The sequence below is a fragment of the Streptomyces sp. NPDC006384 genome, from assembly GCF_042870695.1.
Lineage (GTDB): Bacteria > Actinomycetota > Actinomycetes > Streptomycetales > Streptomycetaceae > Streptomyces.
Genome location: NZ_JBIAHR010000003.1, coordinates 133,915 through 153,008 on the forward strand (window position 1 = coordinate 133,915; position 19,094 = coordinate 153,008).

The 19,094-nt window shown below is 70.9% G+C and carries 18 protein-coding genes; 9 read left to right on the plus strand and 9 right to left on the minus strand.

Annotated features, from left to right (window positions below):
* The first annotated feature begins 125 nt into the window (after positions 1-125).
* From ACFYOJ_RS04760 to pth, 3 genes are all read left to right on the plus strand, one after another.
* Positions 126-1,100: a ribose-phosphate diphosphokinase gene (locus ACFYOJ_RS04760; protein WP_356554460.1), complete on the plus strand. Its 975-nt coding sequence runs from the start codon at positions 126-128 to the stop codon at positions 1,098-1,100.
* 206 nt (positions 1,101-1,306) lie between these two features.
* Complete coding sequence (locus tag ACFYOJ_RS04765; RefSeq protein ID WP_356554462.1) at positions 1,307-1,897, plus strand: 50S ribosomal protein L25/general stress protein Ctc; 591 nt, start codon at positions 1,307-1,309, stop codon at positions 1,895-1,897.
* 93 nt (positions 1,898-1,990) lie between these two features.
* Complete coding sequence (gene pth / locus ACFYOJ_RS04770; protein ID WP_356554463.1) at positions 1,991-2,593, plus strand: aminoacyl-tRNA hydrolase; 603 nt, start codon at positions 1,991-1,993, stop codon at positions 2,591-2,593.
* Positions 2,594-2,682: 89 nt separating this feature from the next.
* Here the strand turns inward: pth and ppc are convergent, their stop codons facing one another.
* Complete coding sequence (ppc, locus tag ACFYOJ_RS04775) at positions 2,683-5,424, minus strand: phosphoenolpyruvate carboxylase (RefSeq protein ID WP_356554465.1); 2,742 nt, start codon at positions 5,422-5,424, stop codon at positions 2,683-2,685.
* A gap of 300 nt (positions 5,425-5,724) precedes the next feature.
* On the opposite strand from ppc, the gene ACFYOJ_RS04780 reads away from it, so the two are divergent.
* Positions 5,725-6,735, plus strand: a complete 1,011-nt coding sequence (locus ACFYOJ_RS04780) for a fatty acid desaturase (RefSeq protein WP_356554467.1) — start codon at positions 5,725-5,727, stop codon at positions 6,733-6,735.
* Positions 6,732-7,409, plus strand: a complete 678-nt coding sequence (locus ACFYOJ_RS04785; RefSeq protein ID WP_356554469.1) for a TetR/AcrR family transcriptional regulator — start codon at positions 6,732-6,734, stop codon at positions 7,407-7,409. The genes ACFYOJ_RS04780 and ACFYOJ_RS04785 overlap by 4 nt, the downstream gene beginning before the upstream one ends.
* Before the next feature lie 9 nt (positions 7,410-7,418).
* On the opposite strand, the gene ACFYOJ_RS04790 is transcribed toward ACFYOJ_RS04785, so the two are convergent.
* The gene (locus tag ACFYOJ_RS04790) at positions 7,419-7,781 is read right to left on the minus strand and encodes a glyoxalase (protein WP_356554471.1); all 363 of its coding nucleotides are present in this window, start codon (positions 7,779-7,781) and stop codon (positions 7,419-7,421) included.
* A gap of 3 nt (positions 7,782-7,784) precedes the next feature.
* Positions 7,785-8,597 carry a trans-aconitate 2-methyltransferase gene (locus ACFYOJ_RS04795; RefSeq protein ID WP_356554472.1) on the minus strand — a complete coding sequence of 271 codons (813 nt, stop codon included), beginning with the start codon at positions 8,595-8,597 and terminating at the stop codon, positions 7,785-7,787.
* A 118-nt stretch (positions 8,598-8,715) separates the two neighbouring features.
* On the opposite strand from ACFYOJ_RS04795, the gene tamR reads away from it, so the two are divergent.
* A complete protein-coding gene (gene tamR, locus ACFYOJ_RS04800) occupies positions 8,716-9,213 on the plus strand; it encodes a MarR family transcriptional regulator TamR (RefSeq protein WP_356554474.1) in 498 nt (165 codons plus the stop codon).
* Here tamR and ACFYOJ_RS04805 read toward each other — a convergent pair.
* Complete coding sequence (locus tag ACFYOJ_RS04805) at positions 9,172-9,939, minus strand: response regulator transcription factor (protein WP_356554475.1); 768 nt, start codon at positions 9,937-9,939, stop codon at positions 9,172-9,174. The two genes, tamR and ACFYOJ_RS04805, sit on opposite strands and share 42 nt — an antisense overlap.
* A 296-nt stretch (positions 9,940-10,235) precedes the next feature.
* Between ACFYOJ_RS04805 and ACFYOJ_RS04810 the strand changes: the two genes are divergently transcribed.
* Positions 10,236-10,691, plus strand: a complete 456-nt coding sequence (locus tag ACFYOJ_RS04810; protein ID WP_356554477.1) for an N-acetyltransferase — start codon at positions 10,236-10,238, stop codon at positions 10,689-10,691.
* On the opposite strand, the gene galK is transcribed toward ACFYOJ_RS04810, so the two are convergent.
* Genes galK through galT form a run of 3 tightly spaced genes read right to left on the minus strand, consistent with a single transcriptional unit; the run spans position 10,675 to position 13,912 of the window.
* Positions 10,675-11,847 carry a galactokinase gene (galK, locus tag ACFYOJ_RS04815; protein ID WP_356554479.1) on the minus strand — a complete coding sequence of 391 codons (1,173 nt, stop codon included), beginning with the start codon at positions 11,845-11,847 and terminating at the stop codon, positions 10,675-10,677. The genes ACFYOJ_RS04810 and galK overlap by 17 nt on opposite strands.
* Positions 11,848-11,891: 44 nt before the next feature.
* Positions 11,892-12,854, minus strand: coding sequence for a UDP-glucose 4-epimerase GalE (galE, locus tag ACFYOJ_RS04820; protein ID WP_356554480.1), 963 nt, complete (start codon positions 12,852-12,854; stop codon positions 11,892-11,894).
* Positions 12,851-13,912 (minus strand): galactose-1-phosphate uridylyltransferase, encoded by a 1,062-nt coding sequence (galT, locus tag ACFYOJ_RS04825; protein WP_356554482.1) that lies wholly within the window; start codon positions 13,910-13,912, stop codon positions 12,851-12,853. The genes galE and galT overlap by 4 nt, the downstream gene beginning before the upstream one ends.
* Positions 13,913-14,090: 178 nt before the next feature.
* Here galT and ACFYOJ_RS04830 point away from each other — a divergent pair, with 178 nt between their 5' ends.
* Together ACFYOJ_RS04830 and ACFYOJ_RS04835 are read left to right on the plus strand one after the other, a co-directional pair.
* On the plus strand, positions 14,091-15,770 hold the full coding sequence (locus ACFYOJ_RS04830; RefSeq protein ID WP_356554483.1) for a sodium:solute symporter family protein: 1,680 nt from the start codon (positions 14,091-14,093) through the stop codon (positions 15,768-15,770).
* 21 nt (positions 15,771-15,791) lie between these two features.
* A complete protein-coding gene (locus tag ACFYOJ_RS04835; RefSeq protein WP_356554485.1) occupies positions 15,792-16,100 on the plus strand; it encodes a hypothetical protein in 309 nt (102 codons plus the stop codon).
* A 220-nt stretch (positions 16,101-16,320) separates the two neighbouring features.
* On the opposite strand, the gene ACFYOJ_RS04840 is transcribed toward ACFYOJ_RS04835, so the two are convergent.
* A complete protein-coding gene (locus ACFYOJ_RS04840) occupies positions 16,321-16,995 on the minus strand; it encodes a response regulator transcription factor (RefSeq protein WP_356554486.1) in 675 nt (224 codons plus the stop codon).
* Between the two features lie 191 nt (positions 16,996-17,186).
* Positions 17,187-19,082 carry a PQQ-binding-like beta-propeller repeat protein gene (locus ACFYOJ_RS04845; RefSeq protein WP_356554487.1) on the minus strand — a complete coding sequence of 632 codons (1,896 nt, stop codon included), beginning with the start codon at positions 19,080-19,082 and terminating at the stop codon, positions 17,187-17,189.
* Positions 19,083-19,094: the final 12 nt, after the last annotated feature.

The following is a 19,094-nucleotide window of genomic DNA, read 5'->3' on the forward strand; positions in this document are numbered from 1 at the left end:
CGGTGCGTCGAACACGGCGTACCGTGATAGGTGCACATCCGCACCCCACCAGCTGAGACGCCTCCGGCACCCAGCCGGAAAGAGCCTGTGAGGCTCAGCTGCGAAACCTCTGAGGAGAAAGTGCTGTGACCGGGATCAAGACGACCGGCGAGAAGAAGATGATGTTCTTCTCCGGCCGCGCCCACCCCGAGCTTGCCGAGGAGGTCGCCCAGCAGTTGGGTGTCGGGGTCGTCCCGACGAAGGCCTTCGACTTCGCGAACGGCGAGATCTATGTGCGGTACCAGGAGTCTGCGCGTGGTGCGGACTGCTTTCTGATCCAGAGCCACACGGCGCCGATCAACAAGTGGATCATGGAGCAGTTGATCATGATCGACGCGTTGAAGCGTGCGTCGGCTCGTTCCATCACCGTGATCGTGCCGTTCTACGGTTACGCGCGGCAGGACAAGAAGCACCGGGGGCGTGAACCGATCTCGGCGCGTCTGGTGGCGGATCTGATGAAGACCGCGGGTGCGGACCGGATCCTGACCGTGGATCTGCACACGGACCAGATCCAGGGTTTCTTCGACGGGCCGGTGGATCATCTGTTCGCGCTGCCGCTGCTGGCGGACTACGTGGGCGCGAAGGTGGACCGTGCGAAGCTGACGGTGGTGTCTCCGGACGCGGGCCGGGTGCGGGTGGCGGACCGGTGGTGCGACCGTCTGGGTGCTCCGCTGGCGATCGTGCACAAGCGGCGTGACAAGGACGTGGCGAATCAGGTCACGGTGCACGAGGTCGTGGGTCATGTGGAGGGCCGGATCTGTGTGCTGGTCGATGACATGATCGACACGGGTGGCACGATCTGTGCCGCGGCGGACGCGCTGTTCGCGCATGGTGCGGAGGACGTCATCGTGACGGCGACGCACGGTGTGCTGTCGGGTCCGGCGGCGGACCGGCTGAAGAACTCGAAGGTGAGTGAGTTCGTGTTCACGAACACGCTGCCGACGCCGGGTGAGCTGGAGCTGGACAAGATCACGGTGTTGTCGATCGCGCCGACGATCGCGCGTGCGGTGCGTGAGGTGTTCGAGGACGGTTCGGTGACGAGCCTGTTCGACGAGCAGTAGGGATCCGTGCGGTAGGGATCGCGCGGTGGTGATCGTTTTGGGTACGGCCTTCCTCTCCGAGTAGACTGCTGAAGTTGCTCGGCGAGGGAGGCCGTACTCGTCTTCGTGAAGACGTGGGTGTGGCTGTCCGTTATCGACGCGCTCTTCGTAGCAGGCCGTTCGTGGCCGGGTGACCACGTCCGTTTCTACCTCTACGAGGAGTGATCATGTCCGAGGTGAAGCTCACCGCCGAGACGCGTACCGAGTTCGGCAAGGGTGCCGCGCGTCGTATCCGCCGCGAGCACAAGGTTCCGGGTGTTCTGTACGGGCACGGTTCCGACCCGATCCACCTGACGCTGCCGGGTCACGAGCTGCTGCTGGCGCTGCGTACGCCGAACGTGCTGATCGCGCTGGACATCGACGGCAAGACGAACGAGCTGGCGATCCCGAAGTCGGTGCAGCGTGACCCGATCAAGGGTTTCCTGGAGCACGTCGATCTGCAGCTGGTGCAGCGCGGTGAGACGGTCGGCGTCGAGATCTACGTGCAGACCGAGGGTGAGCTGGCTCCGGGCGGCAACCTGCTGGAGCACGTGCTGAACGCGCTGCCGGTCGAGGCCGAGGCGACGCACATCCCCGAGTCGGTCACCGTCTCCGTCGAGGGCCTGGAGGCCGGTGCCTCCATCCTGGCCAAGGACATTCCGCTGCCGGCGGGCACCAAGCTGGCCGTCGACGGTGACACGGTCGTCCTGCAGGTTCTGGCCGCGCAGGCCGAGGAGCCCGCTGCCGAGGGTGCGGGCGACGAGGCCGCGGAGGCCTGATCCTCTTCCCACGGTCATCGTGTGGTCGGCCGCTGTTCCCGTGCGGGGCAGCGGCCGACGTGTATGTGTGGACGGACGGGCGGTGAGGGAGAGATGGACGTGACGACGGACGCGGGTGCGCCCTGGCTGGTGGCCGGTCTGGGCAATCCGGGGCCCGAGTACGCGGCGAACCGGCACAACGTCGGTTTCATGGTGGTGGATCTGCTCGCGGAGCGGATCGGGGCGCGGTTCAAGCGGCACGGCAAGACGCAGGCGCAGGTGGTGGAGGGGCGGATCGGTCCGCCGGGGCCGGCGGGCCGGAGGGTGGTCCTGGCGAAGCCGATGTCGTTCATGAATGTGTCGGGCGGGCCGGTGACGGTGCTGCGGGACTTCTACAAGGTGCCGGTGGGCAACGTCGTGGCGGTCCATGACGAGCTGGACATCGACTACGGGGTGCTGCGGCTGAAGCTGGGTGGCGGGGACAACGGGCACAACGGGCTGAAGTCGATCACGAGGTCGCTGGGGCCGGACTATCACCGGGTGCGGTTCGGGATCGGGCGGCCGCCGGGGCGGATGCCGGTGGCGGACTTCGTGCTGAAGGACTTCTCGTCGGCGGAGCGCAAGGAGCTGGACTATTTCGTGGACCGGGCGGCGGACGCGGTGGAGTGTCTGGTGACCGAGGGGCTGGAGCGGGCGCAGAGCGCGTACAACTCGTGAGGTGTCCTCGGTGATCGTGCCGTGGACAGGGCGGTGCCCCCGTGCTCGTGGTGAGCGCGGGGGCACCGTCGTTCTCGGGTGTCGGGGTGTCAGCCGGTGTTGCGGAGGCCGGCGGCGACGCCGTTGACGGTGAGGAGGAGTGCGCGGTCGAGGAGCGGGTCGGGTTCCTGTCCGGCGGCGGCGGCTTCGCGCTGGCGGCCGAGGAGGGCGACCTGGAGGTAGGAGATGGGGTCGAGGTAGGCGTCGCGGATGGCGAAGGTCTGCTTGAGGACGGGGTCGGCGTCGAGCAGTTCGTTCTCGCCGGTGACCTTGAGGACCTCGGTGACGGTGAGTTCGTGTTCGGCCTCGATGGTGTCGAAGACGTGCTTGAGTTCGTCGGGGACGAGGGTGTCGACGTAGTGCCGGGCGATGCGCAGGTCGGTCTTGGCGAGGGTCATCTCGACGTTGGAGATGAAGTTGCGGAAGAAGTGCCACTGCTGGTGCATCTCTTCCAGGACGGTGTCGAGGCCGGCTTCGCGCAGGGCCTTGAGGCCGGAGCCGACGCCGAACCAGCCGGGGACGATCTGGCGGGACTGGGTCCAGCCGAACACCCAGGGGATGGCGCGCAGTCCGTCGAGTCCGGCGTTGGAGTCGGGCCGGCGGGAGGGCCGGGAGCCGAGGTGGAGGCTGCCGAGCAGGTCGACGGGGGTGGAGGCGAAGAAGTAGGCGGGCAGGTCGGGGTCTTCGACGAGGCGCCGGTATGCCTGGTGGGCGGCTTCGGAGACGACGTCCATGGCGGCGTCCCAGCGGGCGAGGGCCTCGTCGGACTGGCGGGGTGCGGTGTGCAGGGCGGAGGCCTGGAGGGTGGCGGCGACCGTCAGTTCCAGGTTCTCGCGGGCCAGTGAGGGGATGAGGTACTTGTCGGAGATGACCTCGCCCTGTTCGGTGACCTTGATCTCGCCTTCGAGGGTGCCCCAGGGCTGGGCGAGGATGGCGTCGTGGGTGGGGCCGCCGCCGCGGCCGACGGTGCCGCCGCGGCCGTGGAAGAGGCGCAGGCGTACGCCGTAGCGGTGGGCGACGTCGCGCAGGCGGCGCTGGGCGCGGTGGATCTCCCACTGGCTGGTGGTGATGCCGCCGAACTTGGAGGAGTCGGAGTAGCCGAGCATGACCTCCTGGACGTCGCCGCGCAGGGCGACCAGGCGCCGGTAGGAGGGGTCGGAGAGCAGGTCCTCGAGGATGGTGTCGGCGGCCTTCAGCTCGTCCGTGGTCTCCAGGAGGGGGACGATGCCGATCTTGGCCCAGCCGGCGTGGAGGTCGATGAGTCCGGCCTCGCGGGCGAGGACGGCGGCGGCGAAGACGTCGTCGGCGCCCTGGCACATGGAGATGATGTAGGACTCGATGACCTCGGGGCCGAAGACCTCCAGGGCGCGCCTGACGGTCTGGAAGACGCCGAGGGTCTTCTCGCCGGCCGCGTCGACGGGCGCGGGGGTGGGGGCGAGCGGCCTGCGGGAGCGCAGCTCCTTGGCGAGGAGCTTGGTGCGGTACTCGCGGGGCATGTCGGCGTAGCGCCAGGATTCCTCGCCGAGGCGGTCGAAGAGCTGGCCGAGGGCGTGGTGGTGGGCGTCGGCGTGTTCGCGGACGTCCATGGTGGCGAGCTGGAGGCCGAAGGCGGCGAGGGTGCGGATGGTGCGGGCGAGGCGGCCGTCGGCGAAGAGTCCGCCGCGGTGTTCGCGCAGGGAGGTCTGGATGATCCGCAGGTCGGCGAGGAGTTCGGCGGTGCCGAGGTAGTCGCGGCCGTCCTCGTGGGGGGTTCCCTTGGCGAGGCGCTGCTTGGTGTTCTCGAGCTTCTGCCGGATGCAGGTGGCCTTGAGGCGGTAGGGCTCCTCGGCGTTGAGGCGCTTGTAGCGGGGGCTGATCTCGGGGAGCTTGTCGAGGTCGGTCTTCAGGGAGGCGAGGAGTTCTTCGGTGGCTCCGGTGTAGCGGATGGAGTTGGAGAGGAGTCCGCGGAGTTCGTCGATCGTCTCCAGGGCGTCGTTGATGCCGTGTTCGTGCTGGAGGATGAGGACGTCCCAGGTGACCTGGGGGGTGACGTTGGGGTTGCCGTCGCGGTCGCCGCCGATCCAGGTGCCGAAGGTGAGGGGGCGGGTGTCGTCGGGGAGCTTGACGCCGGCGCGCTCCAGTTCGGCCGTCAGGTCCTCGAGGACGTCGCCGACGGCGCCGGCGTGGAGTTCGTCGAGGTAGTAGATGGCGTTGCGGGCCTCGTCGGCGGGTTCGGGGCGGACGACGCGGAGTTCGTCGGTCTGCCAGACGAGGTCGATGTTCTCGGCGAGGCGGGTGTCGAGGCGGCGTCGGTCGGACTCGATGACGGGGGTGTCGAGGAGGGCGGCGATGCGGCGCAGCTTGTTGAGGACGGAGCGGCGGGCGGCCTCGGTGGGGTGCGCGGTGAAGACGGGGCGCACGTTGAGGTTGCGGACGGTTTCGCGCAGGTGTTCGGGATCGGCGTCCTTGAGGCGGTCGGCGGTGCGGGCGAGCAGTCCGCCCTCGGCGGCGCGGCGGGCGCGCAGTTCGCGGCCGCGGTGGACCTGTTCGGTGACGTTGGCGAGGTGGAAGTAGGTGGAGAAGGCGCGGACCAGCTTGGCTGCGGTCTGCAGTTCGGTGCCGCGCAGCAGTTCGGCGGCGGCCTCGCCGTCCTCTCGGGTGAGTCGGCGTACCTTCTCGACGAGGTCCAGCAGTTCGGGGCCTTCCTGCCGTACGAGGGTCTCTCCGAGGAGGTCGCCCAGTCGGCGGATGTCGGCCCGCAGTTCGGCGCTGGTGGTCGCCTGGGACACAGTCTGGTCGTCGGCACTGCTCACAGGTGCGGCTCCTTGCAGTGTTGAAGCTCGTCTGGGAGGGAACCCGGACGGCGTCTCGCGCGGCGGGCGCCGCTTACGGGGCTGGTCGTCCGGGAAGAAAACTGAGCGGACCGCGCTGTCCGACCGCTCTCCAGGATAGGTGTCGACCCGGACGCGCAGGTTCTCGGGCTCTTGCCGCGCGGCGACGCGCTGCGATACTTACGTCGCCGTAGGTTACGGAACCGTAGGAAGCTGTGCGTGGTTTCCGAGGCGTGTTCCCGCAGCCCGGTACGGCCACGTTCCCGACCCCGGAGGACGCGCATGACCACGAGTTCCGATCTGATCCCGGACGCTCCGAAGGCTCCCGACGGCGGTCCGTCCGCTCCCGCCACCCTCGGTGGTGAGCAGAAGCGGACGATCGAGCAGGTGACGCTCCTGCTGTTCATCGTCGTCCCGTTCCTCGCGCTGGTGGCGGCGGTGCCGCTGGCGTGGGGGTGGGGGGTGAGCTGGCTGGATCTGGGCCTGTTGGTGTTCTTCTACTTCCTGGGCTGCCACGGGATCACGATCGGGTTCCACCGGCACTTCACCCATGGGTCGTTCAAGGCGAAGCGGCCGTTGAAGATCGCGCTGGCGGTCGCGGGGTCGATGGCGGTCGAGGGGCCGCTGGTCCGCTGGGTGGCCGACCACCGCAAGCACCACAAGTTCTCCGACGCGGAGGGTGATCCGCATTCGCCTTGGCGGTACGGCGAGACGGTGCCGGCGCTGCTGAAGGGTCTGTGGTGGGCGCACATCGCGTGGATGTTCGACGAGGAGCAGACGCCGCAGGACAAGTACGCGCCGGATCTGATCAAGGACCCGGCGCTGCGGGCGATCTCCCGGCAGTTCGTGCTGTGGACGGCGGTGTCGCTGGCGCTGCCGGCGCTGATCGGCGGGCTGGTGACGATGTCCTGGTGGGGTGCGTTCACCGGGTTCTTCTGGGGCTCGCTCGTCCGGGTGGCGCTGCTGCACCACGTGACGTGGTCGATCAACTCGATCTGTCACGCGGTCGGCAAGCGGCCGTTCAGGTCGCGGGACCGTTCGGGCAACGTGTGGTGGCTGGCGATCCTGTCCTGCGGCGAGTCCTGGCACAACCTGCATCACGCCGATCCGACGTCGGCGCGGCACGGGGTGATGCGGGGGCAGCTGGACTCGTCGGCGCGGCTGATCCGCTGGTTCGAGCGGCTGGGATGGGCGTACGACGTGCGGTGGCCGTCACGCTCGCGTATCGATTCGCGCCGCAACACGGGCGAAGGCGGCTCCCGCCGCCGGAGGGAAACGGCGAAGGCGGCATGATTGATGCCGTGGCGACCGACTCCAGCAGTACCCCGAGCAACGAGAAGCCCCGGCGTGCGCGTCGGACCCGGATGACCGGTGCCGAGCGTCGCCAGCAACTGCTGGAGATCGGCCGCACCCTCTTCGCCGCGAAGGGGTTCGAGGGCACGTCGGTGGAGGAGATCGCGGCGAAGGCCGGGGTGTCCAAGCCGGTGGTGTACGAGCACTTCGGCGGCAAGGAGGGGCTGTACGCGGTGGTAGTGGACCGTGAGATGCGGCGGCTGCTGGACATGGTGACCGGCTCGCTGACGGCCGGGCATCCGCGTGAGCTGTGCGAGCAGGCCGCGTTCGCGCTCCTGGACTACATCGAGGAGTACACGGACGGTTTCCGCATCCTGGTCCGGGACTCCCCCATCCCGCAGTCGACGGGTTCCTTCGCCTCGCTGATCTCGGACATCGCCACCCAGGTGGAGGACATCCTGGGCCGTGAGTTCAAGAACCGCGGTTTCGACGCCAAGCTGGCCCCGCTGTACGCGCAGGCGCTGGTGGGGATGGTGGCGCTGACCGGCCAGTGGTGGCTGGACGTGCGCAAGCCGAAGAAGGCGGAGGTGGCGGCGCACCTGGTGAACCTGGCGTGGCACGGTCTGGACGGCCTGGAGCCGAAGCCGCGGCTGATAGGGCACCGGAAGGCGTAGCGCCGCCGGTCAGCCGGCCGGTTCCAGGAACTCCAGCCGGTTGCCGACGGGGTCCTCGGTGAAGAACCGCTTGTGGCCGGGCAGGGCGTCGTCCCAGGTGACCGGGGCGCCGTGCGCGGCCAGCCGGGCGGCGTACGCCTCGATGCGGGCCGTCCTGATTCCGGGGTGGGCCTTCTTCGCGGGCCGGAAGTCGTTCTCGATGCCCAGGTGGAGCTGGACGGGGCCGGCCTGGAACCAGCAGCCGCCTCGTGCGGCGAGGGCCGGCGGCTTGGGGATCTCGGTCATGCCGAGGGTGCCCGCGTAGTAGGCCCGCAGGAGGTCCTCGGAGCCGGGCGGGGCGGCGAGCTGGACGTGGTCGAGTGCGGTGATCACGGGTCAGGCCTCCTTGGTGGCGACGGCGAAGATCCGGCGGAAGGGGAACGGGGTGCCGTGCGGGCCGGGCGGGTAGGCCGCGCGGAGGGCGGTGCGGTACTCCTCGGTGAACGCGTCCCGGGCCTTCGGGTCGTCGGCGAGCGCGGTGAGGACGGGGCGCAGCGCGGTGCCCCCGACCCAGTCGAGGACGGGGTCGTCGCCGGTCAGCAGGTGGAGGTAGGTCGTCTCCCAGACGTCCGCGGCGCAGCCGGCGCCGGTCAGCCGCCGCAGGTAGGCCTCGGGGGTGTGGACGGCCTCTTCGTGGCGCAGGACGCCGGTGAGGCGGTCGCGCCAGCGCGGGGCGGCGGCGAGTTCGCGCATCAGGCGGTGGCTGGGGGCGTCGAAGTTGCCGGGGACCTGGAAGGCGAGGGTGCCGCCGGGGCGCAGGGCGGCGATCCAGTCGGTGAGGCGGTCGGCGTGGCCGGGTACCCACTGGAGGGTGGCGTTGCTGACGATCAGGTCGTGCGGTTCGGCCGGGGTCCAGGTGCGGGCGTCGGCGCGGGCGAAGCCGAGGTGTCCGCCGCCCGGGGTGGGGCCGGCGTGCTCCTCGGCCCGCGCGAGCATCTTCGCGGAGTTGTCGTAGCCGGTGACGCGGGCGGTGGGCCAGCGGCGGGTGAGCAGGACGGTGACGTTGCCGGGGCCGCAGCCGAGGTCGGCGATGCGGGGGCGGGCGGCGGGGAGGCGGGGGATCCGGGCGAGGAGGTCGGTGAAGGGGCGGGCGCGGTGGTCCGCGTGGCGCAGGTACTGGGCGGGGTCCCAGTCGGGGGCGGCGGGCATGGTGCCTCCAGGGGTGGCCGTGCGGGGCGGGTGCCCAGCGTCACCCCACTTTTGTCTCGACGTCAAGATGGTTGACCTCAAGAGACTTCATGTCGACACAACCACTACACTGATCGTCATGGAGGACGAGGTCGATCGGCTGGTCGCAGCGTGGCGCCGGGAGCGCCCGGACCTCGACGTGGAGCCGCTCGAGGTGCTGAGCCGGGTGAGCAGGCTGGCCCGGCACCTGGACCGCGCGCGTCGGCTGGCCTTCTCCGAACACCAGCTGGAGCCGTGGGAGTTCGACGTGCTGACCGCGCTGCGCCGCGCCGGTGCCCCGTACCAGCTCTCGCCGGGCCAGCTGCTCACCCAGACGCTGGTCACCTCCGGCACGATGACCAACCGTATCGACCGCCTCGCCAAGAAGGGCCTGGTGGAGCGCCTGCCCGACCCCAGCGACCGGCGCGGTGTGCTGGTGCGGCTCACGGACGAGGGACGGGACCGCGCCGACCAGGCGCTGGCCGGCCTGCTGGACCAGGAGCGCGCGATCCTCGCCGAGCTCTCCCGCGCCCAGCGCGGTCAGCTGGCCGCGCTGCTACGCCAGCTGACCGCCCCGTTCGACAACATCCCCGGCTAGGTCGACGGGTCCGACTCCGGCCCTGCGCGCCAGGGCCACGGCGGCGAGGGTGGAGTGGACGCCCAGCTTGCCCAGGACGTTCTGCATGTGGGTGCGCACCGTGTGCGGGGACAGGTACAGCCGTTCGGCGACGGCCTTGCGGCCCAGGCCGGCGACCATGCAGCGCAGCACCTCCCGCTCGCGCGGGGTCAGCGACTCCACCAGCCGTTCGCTCTCGGTGCGGTGCCTGCGGGCGGCGGTCAGCTCGCGCAGGACGCCGGTGAGCAGGGCGGGCGGCAGATGCGTCTCGTCGCGCAGGACGCCCCTCACGACGCTGAGCAGCCGCGACAGGGAGCAGTCCTTGGCGACCCATCCGCCGGCGCCGGCGCTCAGCGCCAGGGCGGCCCGCCGGGGGTCGTCCTTCTCGGCGAGGACCACGATCCGCACCCCGGGATGCGCCGCGCGCACCCCGGCGACCAGCGAGATGCCGTCCACCGGTCCGTCCGCCTCGCCGTCCCGCACGGGTGCCGCCGGGCGCGCCGCGGGCGCGTGGCCGCCCAGGTCGGCGTCGACGAGCAGTACGTCGTACCGCCGGCCCTCGGCCGCGGCTCTCTCCAGACAGCGCAGCGCGGCCGGACCGCTGCCGGCCGCGGAGACCTCGACGTCCGGCTCGGCGGCCAGGGCGGCGGCGAGCGACTCGGCGAAGATGCGGTGGTCGTCGACGACCAGGACTCGGATGCGCACCACTGAACAAAACCCCCTTCCCCGAGCTCCCGAGGAGCAGGGGATGCCCGGTCCAGGGGCGACACCGGCGCGGGCACGGAACCCGGGGCCCCGTATCCGTGTGCCTTCGTGTCCGGTCGCCGGGAGGGATCACCGCGGCGGCACGGCCGCCGCCGTGCTTCCACCGCCCCGCCCCGGAGCCCCGCACCCGGCTGTCTCGCCCCCTGAACGGCACCGGCCCCCACCGGTGCTGTGCATCAGAGTACGGGCGGGCGCCGGGAGCGGAAGGTTATTTGCAGAACTGACAGCCGGGCGCGTTTATGGTGAGCCGCATGTTTCGCCTTGTGACGGAAGTGGACAGAGCGCGGCGGGATCTGCTGCGCACCCGCCTGCGGAGGACGAACACGGCCGCCTCTTCCGTCCTGCGCTCCCTGCGCGGCACCCCTCACGAACGCGAATTCCCGCTGCACGTCTGGGTGCTGGACGAGGGCGGGGGTCTCGCGGGCGGTCTCGTCGGGCACACGTGGGCGTCGTGGCTGCACGTGACCTATCTGTGGGTGGACGACCGCTGCCGGGGCCGGGGCCTGGGCACGGCCCTGCTGGGCGAGGCGGAACGGACGGCGCGCGAGGAACGGGGCTGTGCGGCGGCGCGCGTGGAGACCTGGGACTTCCAGGCCCCGGACTTCTACCGGAAGCTGGGCTACGAGGTGGTGTGCGTGATCCCCGACTATCCGCCGGGGATCACCGAGTACACGCTGGTCAAGCGGCTGGGCTGAGCCGCCGCGCGCCCGCCGCGGGCACCGCCTCGAACACGCGGGGGGCGGTGAGGCCGGCCGCGGCGAAGGCGTCCTCGACCGCCTTGGTGATGCCGTCGACGTCCCCGGCCTCCGCCAGGACGATCGCCGAGCCGCCGAAGCCGCCGCCGGTCATCCGCGCGCCCAGCGCGCCGGCCTCCAGGGCCGTGTCGACGACCAGGTCCAGCTCCGGGCAGGAGACGCGGAAGTCGTCCCGCAGGGAGACGTGGCCCTCGACGAGGACCGGGCCGATGGCGCGGGTGTCGCCGGACTCCAGCAGGGCCACCACCCGCTCCACGCGCTCGTCCTCCGTGACGACGTGGCGGACCAGGCGGCGCACCTCCTCCTCGTCGCCCAGCCGCTCCAGCGCCGCGTCCAGTTCCCCGTACGGCACGTCCCGCAGCGCGTCGACGCCCAGCAGGGCGGCCCCCTTCTCGCAGCCGGCGCGGCGCTTGCCGTACTCGCCCTCGCTGTGGGAGTGCTTGACCTGGGTGTCGACGACGAGCAGGCGCATCCCCTCGGCGGCCAGGTCGAAGGGGATCTGACGCTGGGACAGGTCGCGGGTGTCGAGGAACAGGGCGTGCCCGGCCTCGCAGCAGGCGGAGGCGGTCTGGTCCATGATGCCGACCGGCGCGCCGACGTAGACGTTCTCGGCGCGCTGGCACAGGCGGGCCAGCTGCCAGCCGCGCAGGCCGAGCCCGTACAGGTCGTTCAGGGCGAGGGCGACGACGACCTCCAGGGCCGCCGACGAGGACAGGCCCGCGCCCGAGGGGACGGTCGAGGCGAGGTGGACGTCGGCGCCGGTGATCTCGTGCCCGGCCTCGCGCAGTGCCCAGACGACGCCCGAGGGGTACGCCGTCCAGGACCGGTCCGTGCCGGGGGTCAGGTCGGCGACGCGCAGCTCGACGACGCCCGCGTCGATGTCCGCCGAGTGCAGCCGCAGGACGCCGTCGTCGCGGCGGGAGACCGCGGCGACCGCGGTGTGCGGAAGGGCGAACGGCATGACGAAGCCGTCGTTGTAGTCGGTGTGCTCGCCGATGAGGTTGACGCGGCCGGGCGCCGCCCACACCCCCTGCGGTCCGGTCCCGTACAGCTCGCGGAACCGCTCGCCGACCGCCTGCGCGACAGCCTCGCTCATGCCCTGACCCCTCGCCCTTCCGTCCTTCTCCACGTACTGCAGGTCTACTTCGCGTGCCGCTGCGCGAACTGCCACGCGTCGGCGACGATTCCCGCGAGGTCCGCGCGGGTCGGGTTCCAGCCCAGCTTCTCGCGGGCGGTGGCGGCCGACGCCACCAGGGTGGCCGGGTCGCCGCCGCGGCGGGGGGCCACGACCTCGGGGATCGGATGGCCGGTGACCCGGCGGACGGTCTCGACGACCTCGCGGACGGAGAAGCCGTTGCCGTTGCCCAGGTTGCAGATGAGGTGCTCGCCGGGGACGGCCGCGTCCAGGGCGAGGAGGTGGGCCTCGGCGAGGTCGGCGACGTGGATGTAGTCGCGCACGCAGGTGCCGTCCGGCGTCGGGTAGTCGTCGCCGTAGACGGAGATCGCCTCGCGCCTGCCCTGGGCGACCTGGAGGACCAGCGGGATCAGGTGCGACTCGGGGTCGTGGCGCTCGCCGTACTCGCCGTAGGCGCCCGCGACGTTGAAGTAGCGCAGGGAGACCGCGCCCAGGCCGTGGGCCGCCGCCTCGCCGGTGATCATGTGGTCCACGGCGAGCTTGGAGGCGCCGTACGGGTTGGTGGGCCTCGTCGGCGCGGTCTCGACGATCGGCACCTGCTCGGGCTCGCCGTAGGTGGCGGCCGTGGAGGAGAAGACCAGCCGGCGCACGCCCGCCGTGCGCATGGCCTCCAGCAGGGCCATGGTGCCGCCGACGTTGTTGTCCCAGTACTTCTCGGGCTTCACGACCGACTCGCCGACCTGCGAGAACGCGGCGAAGTGCAGCACGCCGTCGAAGGAGGCGTCCAGCCACTTGGCGGCGTCGCGGATGTCGCCCTCGACGAACGTGGCGCCCGCCGGGACTCCCTCGCGGAACCCGGTGGAGAGGTTGTCGAGGACGGTGACCTCGTGGCCCGCCTCCAGCAGATGCTGGGCGACCACGCTGCCGACATAGCCGGCCCCGCCCGTCACCAGGTACTTACCGCTCATGAACTCGCTACCTCTCGCAGTCGCTCGGCCGCGCGCTCCGGGGGCACGTCGTTGATGAACACGTTCATGCCGGACTCGGAGCCCGCGAGGAACTTCAGCTTGCCGGACGTACGGCGAATAGTGAAAAGCTCCAGGTGCAGCGCGAAGTCGTCCCGCGTCACGCCCTCGAAGTCCTCCAGCGCGCCGAACGGGGCCTGGTGCCAGGCCGCGATGTACGGCGTCGGGGGCTCGCCCTCCCCGAAGATCCGGTCGAAGCGCCTCAGCAGTTCCAGATAGACCTGGGGGAACTCCGTGCGCGCCGCCTCGTCGAGCCCGAGCAGGTCGGGCACGCGGCGCCTGGGATAGAGGTGCACCTCGTAGGGCCAGTGCGCCGCGTACGGCACGAAGGCCACCCAGTGCTCGCCCTCCAGGACGACCCGCTCGCCGGCCGACTCCCGCTCCACCACCGCGTCGAACAGGTTCTCCCCGCCGGTCGCCTCCTGGTGCGCGGCGAGGGAGCGGAGCATCAGCGCGGTGCGGGGCGTGGTGAACGGGTAGGCGTAGATCTGCCCGTGCGGGTGACCCAGCGTCACGCCGATCTCGGCGCCGCGGTTCTCGAAGCAGAAGACCTGTTCCACGGAGGGCAGGTGCGACAGCTCCGCGGTGCGGTCCGTCCAGGCGTCGAGGACGAGCCGGGCCTGCTCCTCGCTCAGGTCGGCGAAGGAGGCGTGGTGGTCGGAGGTGAAGCAGACGACCTCGCAGCGGCCGGAGTCGCCGGCCAGCGAGGGGAAGCGGTTCTCGAAGACCGCCACGTCGTACGACGCGTCGGGGATCTCGCTCAGCCGCCCGCCCCGCGAGGGGCACAGCGGGCACTCGTCGGCCGGCGGGTGGTAGGTGCGGCCCTGGCGGTGGGAGGCGACGGCGACCGAGTCGCCGAGCAGCGGGTCGCGGCGGATCTCGGAGGTGGTGACGGTCGGCTCCAGCGGGCGGCGGTCCACGGCGTCGCGCACGGTGTCGTCGCGCAGGTCGTAGTAGACGAGCTCGCGACCGTCGGCCAGCCGGGTCGAGGTCTTCTTCACTGCCGCTCTCCTCTGCGCCCACACCCAATCACCCAACACAATCGAACATAACACATCACAACTCACCAGCAACCCGATCATCACAATCAAACAAAGAACATCACCAGAAGTGTTCAATTACTGAACGCGGAGGCGTAGGTTCCGCTCCGGACCAGTTCGCGCAACGAAGCGAGTTCGCATGCAAACCCCCACATATCTAGCCGCGGAGCTTCGACTCCCCACCAACTGGCTCGACTACTCGATCCTCGGGATCTACTTCGTCGTCGTGCTCGGCATCGGCTTCGCCGCCCGCCGTTCGGTCAGGACCAGCCTGGACTTCTTCCTGTCCGGCCGCTCGCTGCCCGCCTGGGTCACCGGCCTCGCCTTCGTCGCGGCCAACCTGGGCGCCACCGAGATCCTCGGCATGGCCGCCAACAGCGCCCAGTACGGCGTCTACACGACCCACTGGTACTGGATCGGCGCCATCCCGGCGATGGTCTTCCTCGGCCTGGTGATGATGCCGTTCTACTACGGCTCCAAGGTCCGCTCGGTGCCCGAGTTCCTGCTGATGCGCTTCGACAGGGCCTCGCACCTGCTGAGTTCGGCCCTGTTCGCCGTCGCCGCCATCCTCATCGCCGGCGTCAACCTCTACGCCCTCGCGATCGTCGTCGAGGCCCTCCTCGGCTGGCCGCAGTGGGTGGCCATCGTGGTCGCCGGCTTCTTCGTCCTCGCGTACATCACGCTGGGCGGCCTGTCCTCGGCGATCTACAACGAGGTCCTGCAGTTCTTCGTGATCCTGGCCGGCCTCATCCCGATCACCGTCCTCGGCCTGAAGAAGGTCGGCGGCTGGGACGGCCTCTCGGACTCCCTCACCCGGACCCACGGCGGCGACTTCATGACGTCCTGGGGCGGCACGGGCATCGGCAGCGACAACCCGCTGGGCGCCAACTGGCTGACCATCGTCCTCGGCCTCGGCTTCGTCCTGTCCTTCGGCTACTGGACGACCAACTTCGCCGAGGTGCAGCGCGCCCTGTCCGCGAAGAACCTCTCGGCGGCCCAGCGCACGCCCCTGATCGCCGCCTTCCCGAAGATCTTCATCGTCTTCGTCGTGATGATCCCGGGCCTGGTCGCCGCCGTGCTCGTCCCGAAGATCGGCACGCCCGGCTCGGACCTCCAGTACAACGACGCGATCCCGTACCTGATGCAGCAGCTGCTGCCCAACGGCGTCCTCGGCATCGCGGTGACCGGCCTGCTGGCCGCGTTCATGGCGGGCATGGCGGCGAACGTGTCGTCCTTCAACACGGTCTTCACCACCGACATCTGGGCCCGGTACGTCGTCAAGGACCGCGAGGACGACTACTACGTCCGCTTCGGCCGCCTGATCACGGTGATCGGCGTCCTGGCCTCCATCGGCACGGCGTTCCTGGCCTCGTCGTTCTCGAACATCATGAGCTACCTCCAGACGCTCTTCTCCTTCTTCAACGTGCCGATGTTCGTGGTCTTCATCATCGGCATGTTCTGGAAGCGGGCGTCCATGAAGTCCGGCTTCTGGGGCCTGGTCGCGGGCACCACGGCCGCGATGGTGAACTACTTCGTCGTCTACAAGCAGGGCATCGTCGACATCCCCTCCGACCAGGGCGCCAACTTCGTCTCCGCGATCGCCGGCTTCGTGGCCGGCGCGGTCGTCATGGTCGCCGTCTCCCTGTTCACCGCGCCGAAGCCCACCGCCGAGCTCCAGGGCCTGGTCTACGGCACCGTCTCCCCCGGCATGACCGAGGCGCCCGCCGAGGGCGACGACGCGTGGTACCGCAAGCCGGCGCTGCTGGGCTGGGGCGCGGTCGTGCTGGCCGCCGCCTGCTACATCCCGTTCTCGTTCTGATCGCGGGAGGATTGAGAGAGCATGTCCGATTCCCACTCCGGCAAGAACGTCCAGGACGAGGTCTCCGAGCTGGAGACCAAGTCCGTCACCGCGGCGCGGCTGTTCGACATCCGGCGGATCATCGGCGGACTGTTCGTGGTCTACGGCGTCATCGTGACGATCGCGGGCTTCACGGCGTCCGACGCCGACATCGACAAGGCGGAGGGGGTGAACATCAATCTGTGGACCGGGCTGGGGATGCTGGCGCTGGGCCTGTTCTTCCTGGCGTGGCTGAAGCTGCGGCCGACGGCTCCGCCGCCGCCTTCCGCCGAGGAGGCGGCGCGGGAGTGACGCGGGTGCGGTGACGCACCCGGCGAGGGGCGGGCCACGTGTCCCGGCGTCCCTCGGTCACCCGGCGCGGGTGCGGGCGGGGGTGTCGCAGCCCGGCGCTACGGGGTGCCCTCCCCGGGGGGGCACCCCTCAGGCCCTTGAGGCCCGGCGGCGCCGCAGGCACCCCACACCCCACACCCCACCCGCGACCCACCCGCACAGGCCGCCGCGGGCATCCCCGTCAACCGCCGGAGGCGGACGCGTGGTCCAGCAGGCCTGTGCGGGCCGCCAGGGCGGCTGCCTCGAGGCGTGAGCCGACGCCCAGTTTCATCAGGACCCGCTGCACATGCGTCCGCGCCGTCGAGGGCGCGATGCCCATCCCGGCCGCGATCAGCCGCGTGTCCTGCCCGTCGGCGACCCGGACCAGGACCTCCACCTCCCTCGGCGTGAGCATCGCCAGCAGGCGCTGCCCCTCGTCGTCGGGCTGCGCGGCCGGGTTCAGCAGTTCGCCGAAGGCCCCCTGCAGCAGCGCCGGCGCCACCGCCGCCTCCCCCGCCCGCGCCTTCATGATCGCCCGCTCGACCCCTTCGATGCGCTCGTCGTGCCGGACGTACCCCGACGCCCCCGCCGCGAACGCCGCCGCGATCCCGCGGGGGCTGGGCACCGGCCCCAGGACCAGCACCGCCACCTGCGGCCGTTCCCGCTTGATCCGCACCACCGGGTCGAACATCCCCGGCTCGGCCGGTGTCGCCGTCCCCAGCAGGCACACCTCCGGCGCCCGGCTGATCACCAGCTCCGCCGCCCCCGCGGCCGGTGCCGCCGCGGCGAGCACCCGGTGCCCCCGCAGCTTCAGCGCCGAGGCGAGCGCCTCGGCGAGCAATCGGTGGTCGTCGACCACCATGAGCCGCACTCCCATCGAGCAACCCCCCAGTCACCCCAGTCCCCGACCCCGCCCTTCCTGCCCCCCGGAAGCTACACGCTGGGGCGGCCTCGCGCTGCCCCTACCGGCAAGAACCGGTCCGGAACGTGGAAATCCCCCGCAAGACGGCGCACGGCCCCGCCCCTCAGGGGCGGGGCCGTGCGACCCGGCGAACCGGCGGTCCGGCGTCAGCCGTTCGTACCGAACGCGATCGCCAGGTACTCCTTGTCGTCCCCGCTCCTCAGCTCGCTGGCGTACACCTCCGACATGTACAGGCGCCCCTGCGAGTAGATGATCTCGGAGTACTCCGGCGACATGCTCAGCTCCACGTCCTGCACCGCCTCGTCCTCCGGGTTCTCCAGCAGCGTCGTCTGCTTGAACGTCCCGCCGTCGATGCTCACGATCTGGCCGCCCTTGGAGTACGTGCGCTTGTAGGCGAGCACGTTGGCGCCGTCCATGCGCAGCGGGGTGATCGTGTAGCCGTCACCGGCGTCGGCACGCTGCCCGGTCTGCTTGCCGGTGGCCAGGTCGAAGACGACGATCTCGTTGGTGCGGCTGATCGACTTGCCGCCGCCCTCGTGCTCCTCGGTCGGGATGTAGAGCCGGTCGCCGCCGACGGCCAGTCCGTGGCAGTCCTCGACCTCGGTGATCGTCTCGCAGCTCGCCGCGAAGGCGTCACCGGGCGCGGAGATGCGCGTGCGCAGCTTGCCGGTCTTGTTGTCGATGGAGAAGAAGTCCGAGATGCCGCTGCCGTCACCGGCGGAGTCGCCGACGTCGGCGACGACGACGAGCGGGTTGGTCGAGACGACGCCCGCGTACTCGATGCCCTTGTCCATCTTGTACTCGGAGAGCACCTTGCCGCTCTTCGGGTCGATGGTCTGGATGTTCAGCTGCGGCTTGTCGTACCTGCCGCACTTGCGCACCGCGACCAGCTTCTCGCCGCCGCCGTAGCCGGCGTCGTAGCAGGAGTCGGTCTCCTTCGGGGACCAGAGCACGTTGCCGGTGGCGAGGTCCCAGGCCACGCCGCCGCTGGTGCTGCCCGCGGCGACAGTGCCCCCGCTGACGGTGACGTTGTTGAAGGAGATCGGCCGGTCGCCGTCCTTGGCGCTCTTGGACCACACCTGCTTGCCGGCGGCCAGGTCGATCACGGTGACCTGCGTGCAGCCCTGCGGGGTGTCCTTGGTGGGCATGGCGGGCTTGTTGATGACCACCGTCCGGTTGTCCGCGGTGACGTGCCTGGTGGCCTCGCACACCGGGCCGGGCAGGTCGACCGTCCACAGCTTGGTGCCCTTGGCCGGGTCGTAGCCGACGACCTCGCCGACGCCGCTCTTGGCGTACACCTTGTCGGTGAGCCAGGAGCCGGTGACCGAGATGGTCGACTGCTCCTTCGTGACCTCGGGGGCCGGGACCTGGAAGAGCACCTTGGCGGCGGGGTCGGCGGGAACCTTCTCCTTGCCGCCGGAGGAGGTGCCGCCACCGCCGCCCTTCTCCTGCTTGCCGCCCTTGCCGTTCGCGGTGGTCTTCTTGTCGTCGTCCTTGCCGGAGGAGTTCGCGTACCAGACACCGCCGCCGATGATCAGCGCGATCGCGACGACGGCCGACACGATGATCGCGGCCTGCGCGCCGATCCCGCGTCGGCCGCCCGGCCCGCCTGCCTGCGGCTGCATCGGCACGGTCGCCTGCGGGTGGCCGTGACCGGGCTGGCCGGGGTACTGCCCGTAGGGGTACGGCTGCCCGTAGGGGGCCGGCTGCCCGTAGGCGGGGGTCGGCGGCTGGCCGTAGGCGGGGGCCGGCTGCCCGTACGGCCCCGGCTGCTGCGGCCCGCCGGGGTAGCCGTACCCGGGCTGGGGCTGCGGCGGCGCCTGCGGGTAGCCGTACCCCGGCTGCGGCGGGCCCGCCGGAGGCGTCTGCGGCGGCGTCGGTGCCTGCGGGTAGCCGTAGCCCGGCTGGGGGGTCTTGCCGAGGTCCGGCGTACCGGCCGGCGGCGTGGCGGGCGGGGTCGGCTGCGGCGGCTGGTCCTGCGGCGGCCCGAAGCCTCCGCCCTGCGGGGGCTGGTGGGGCGGCGGGGGCGGCGGCTGGGTCATGGCGTGGGTACC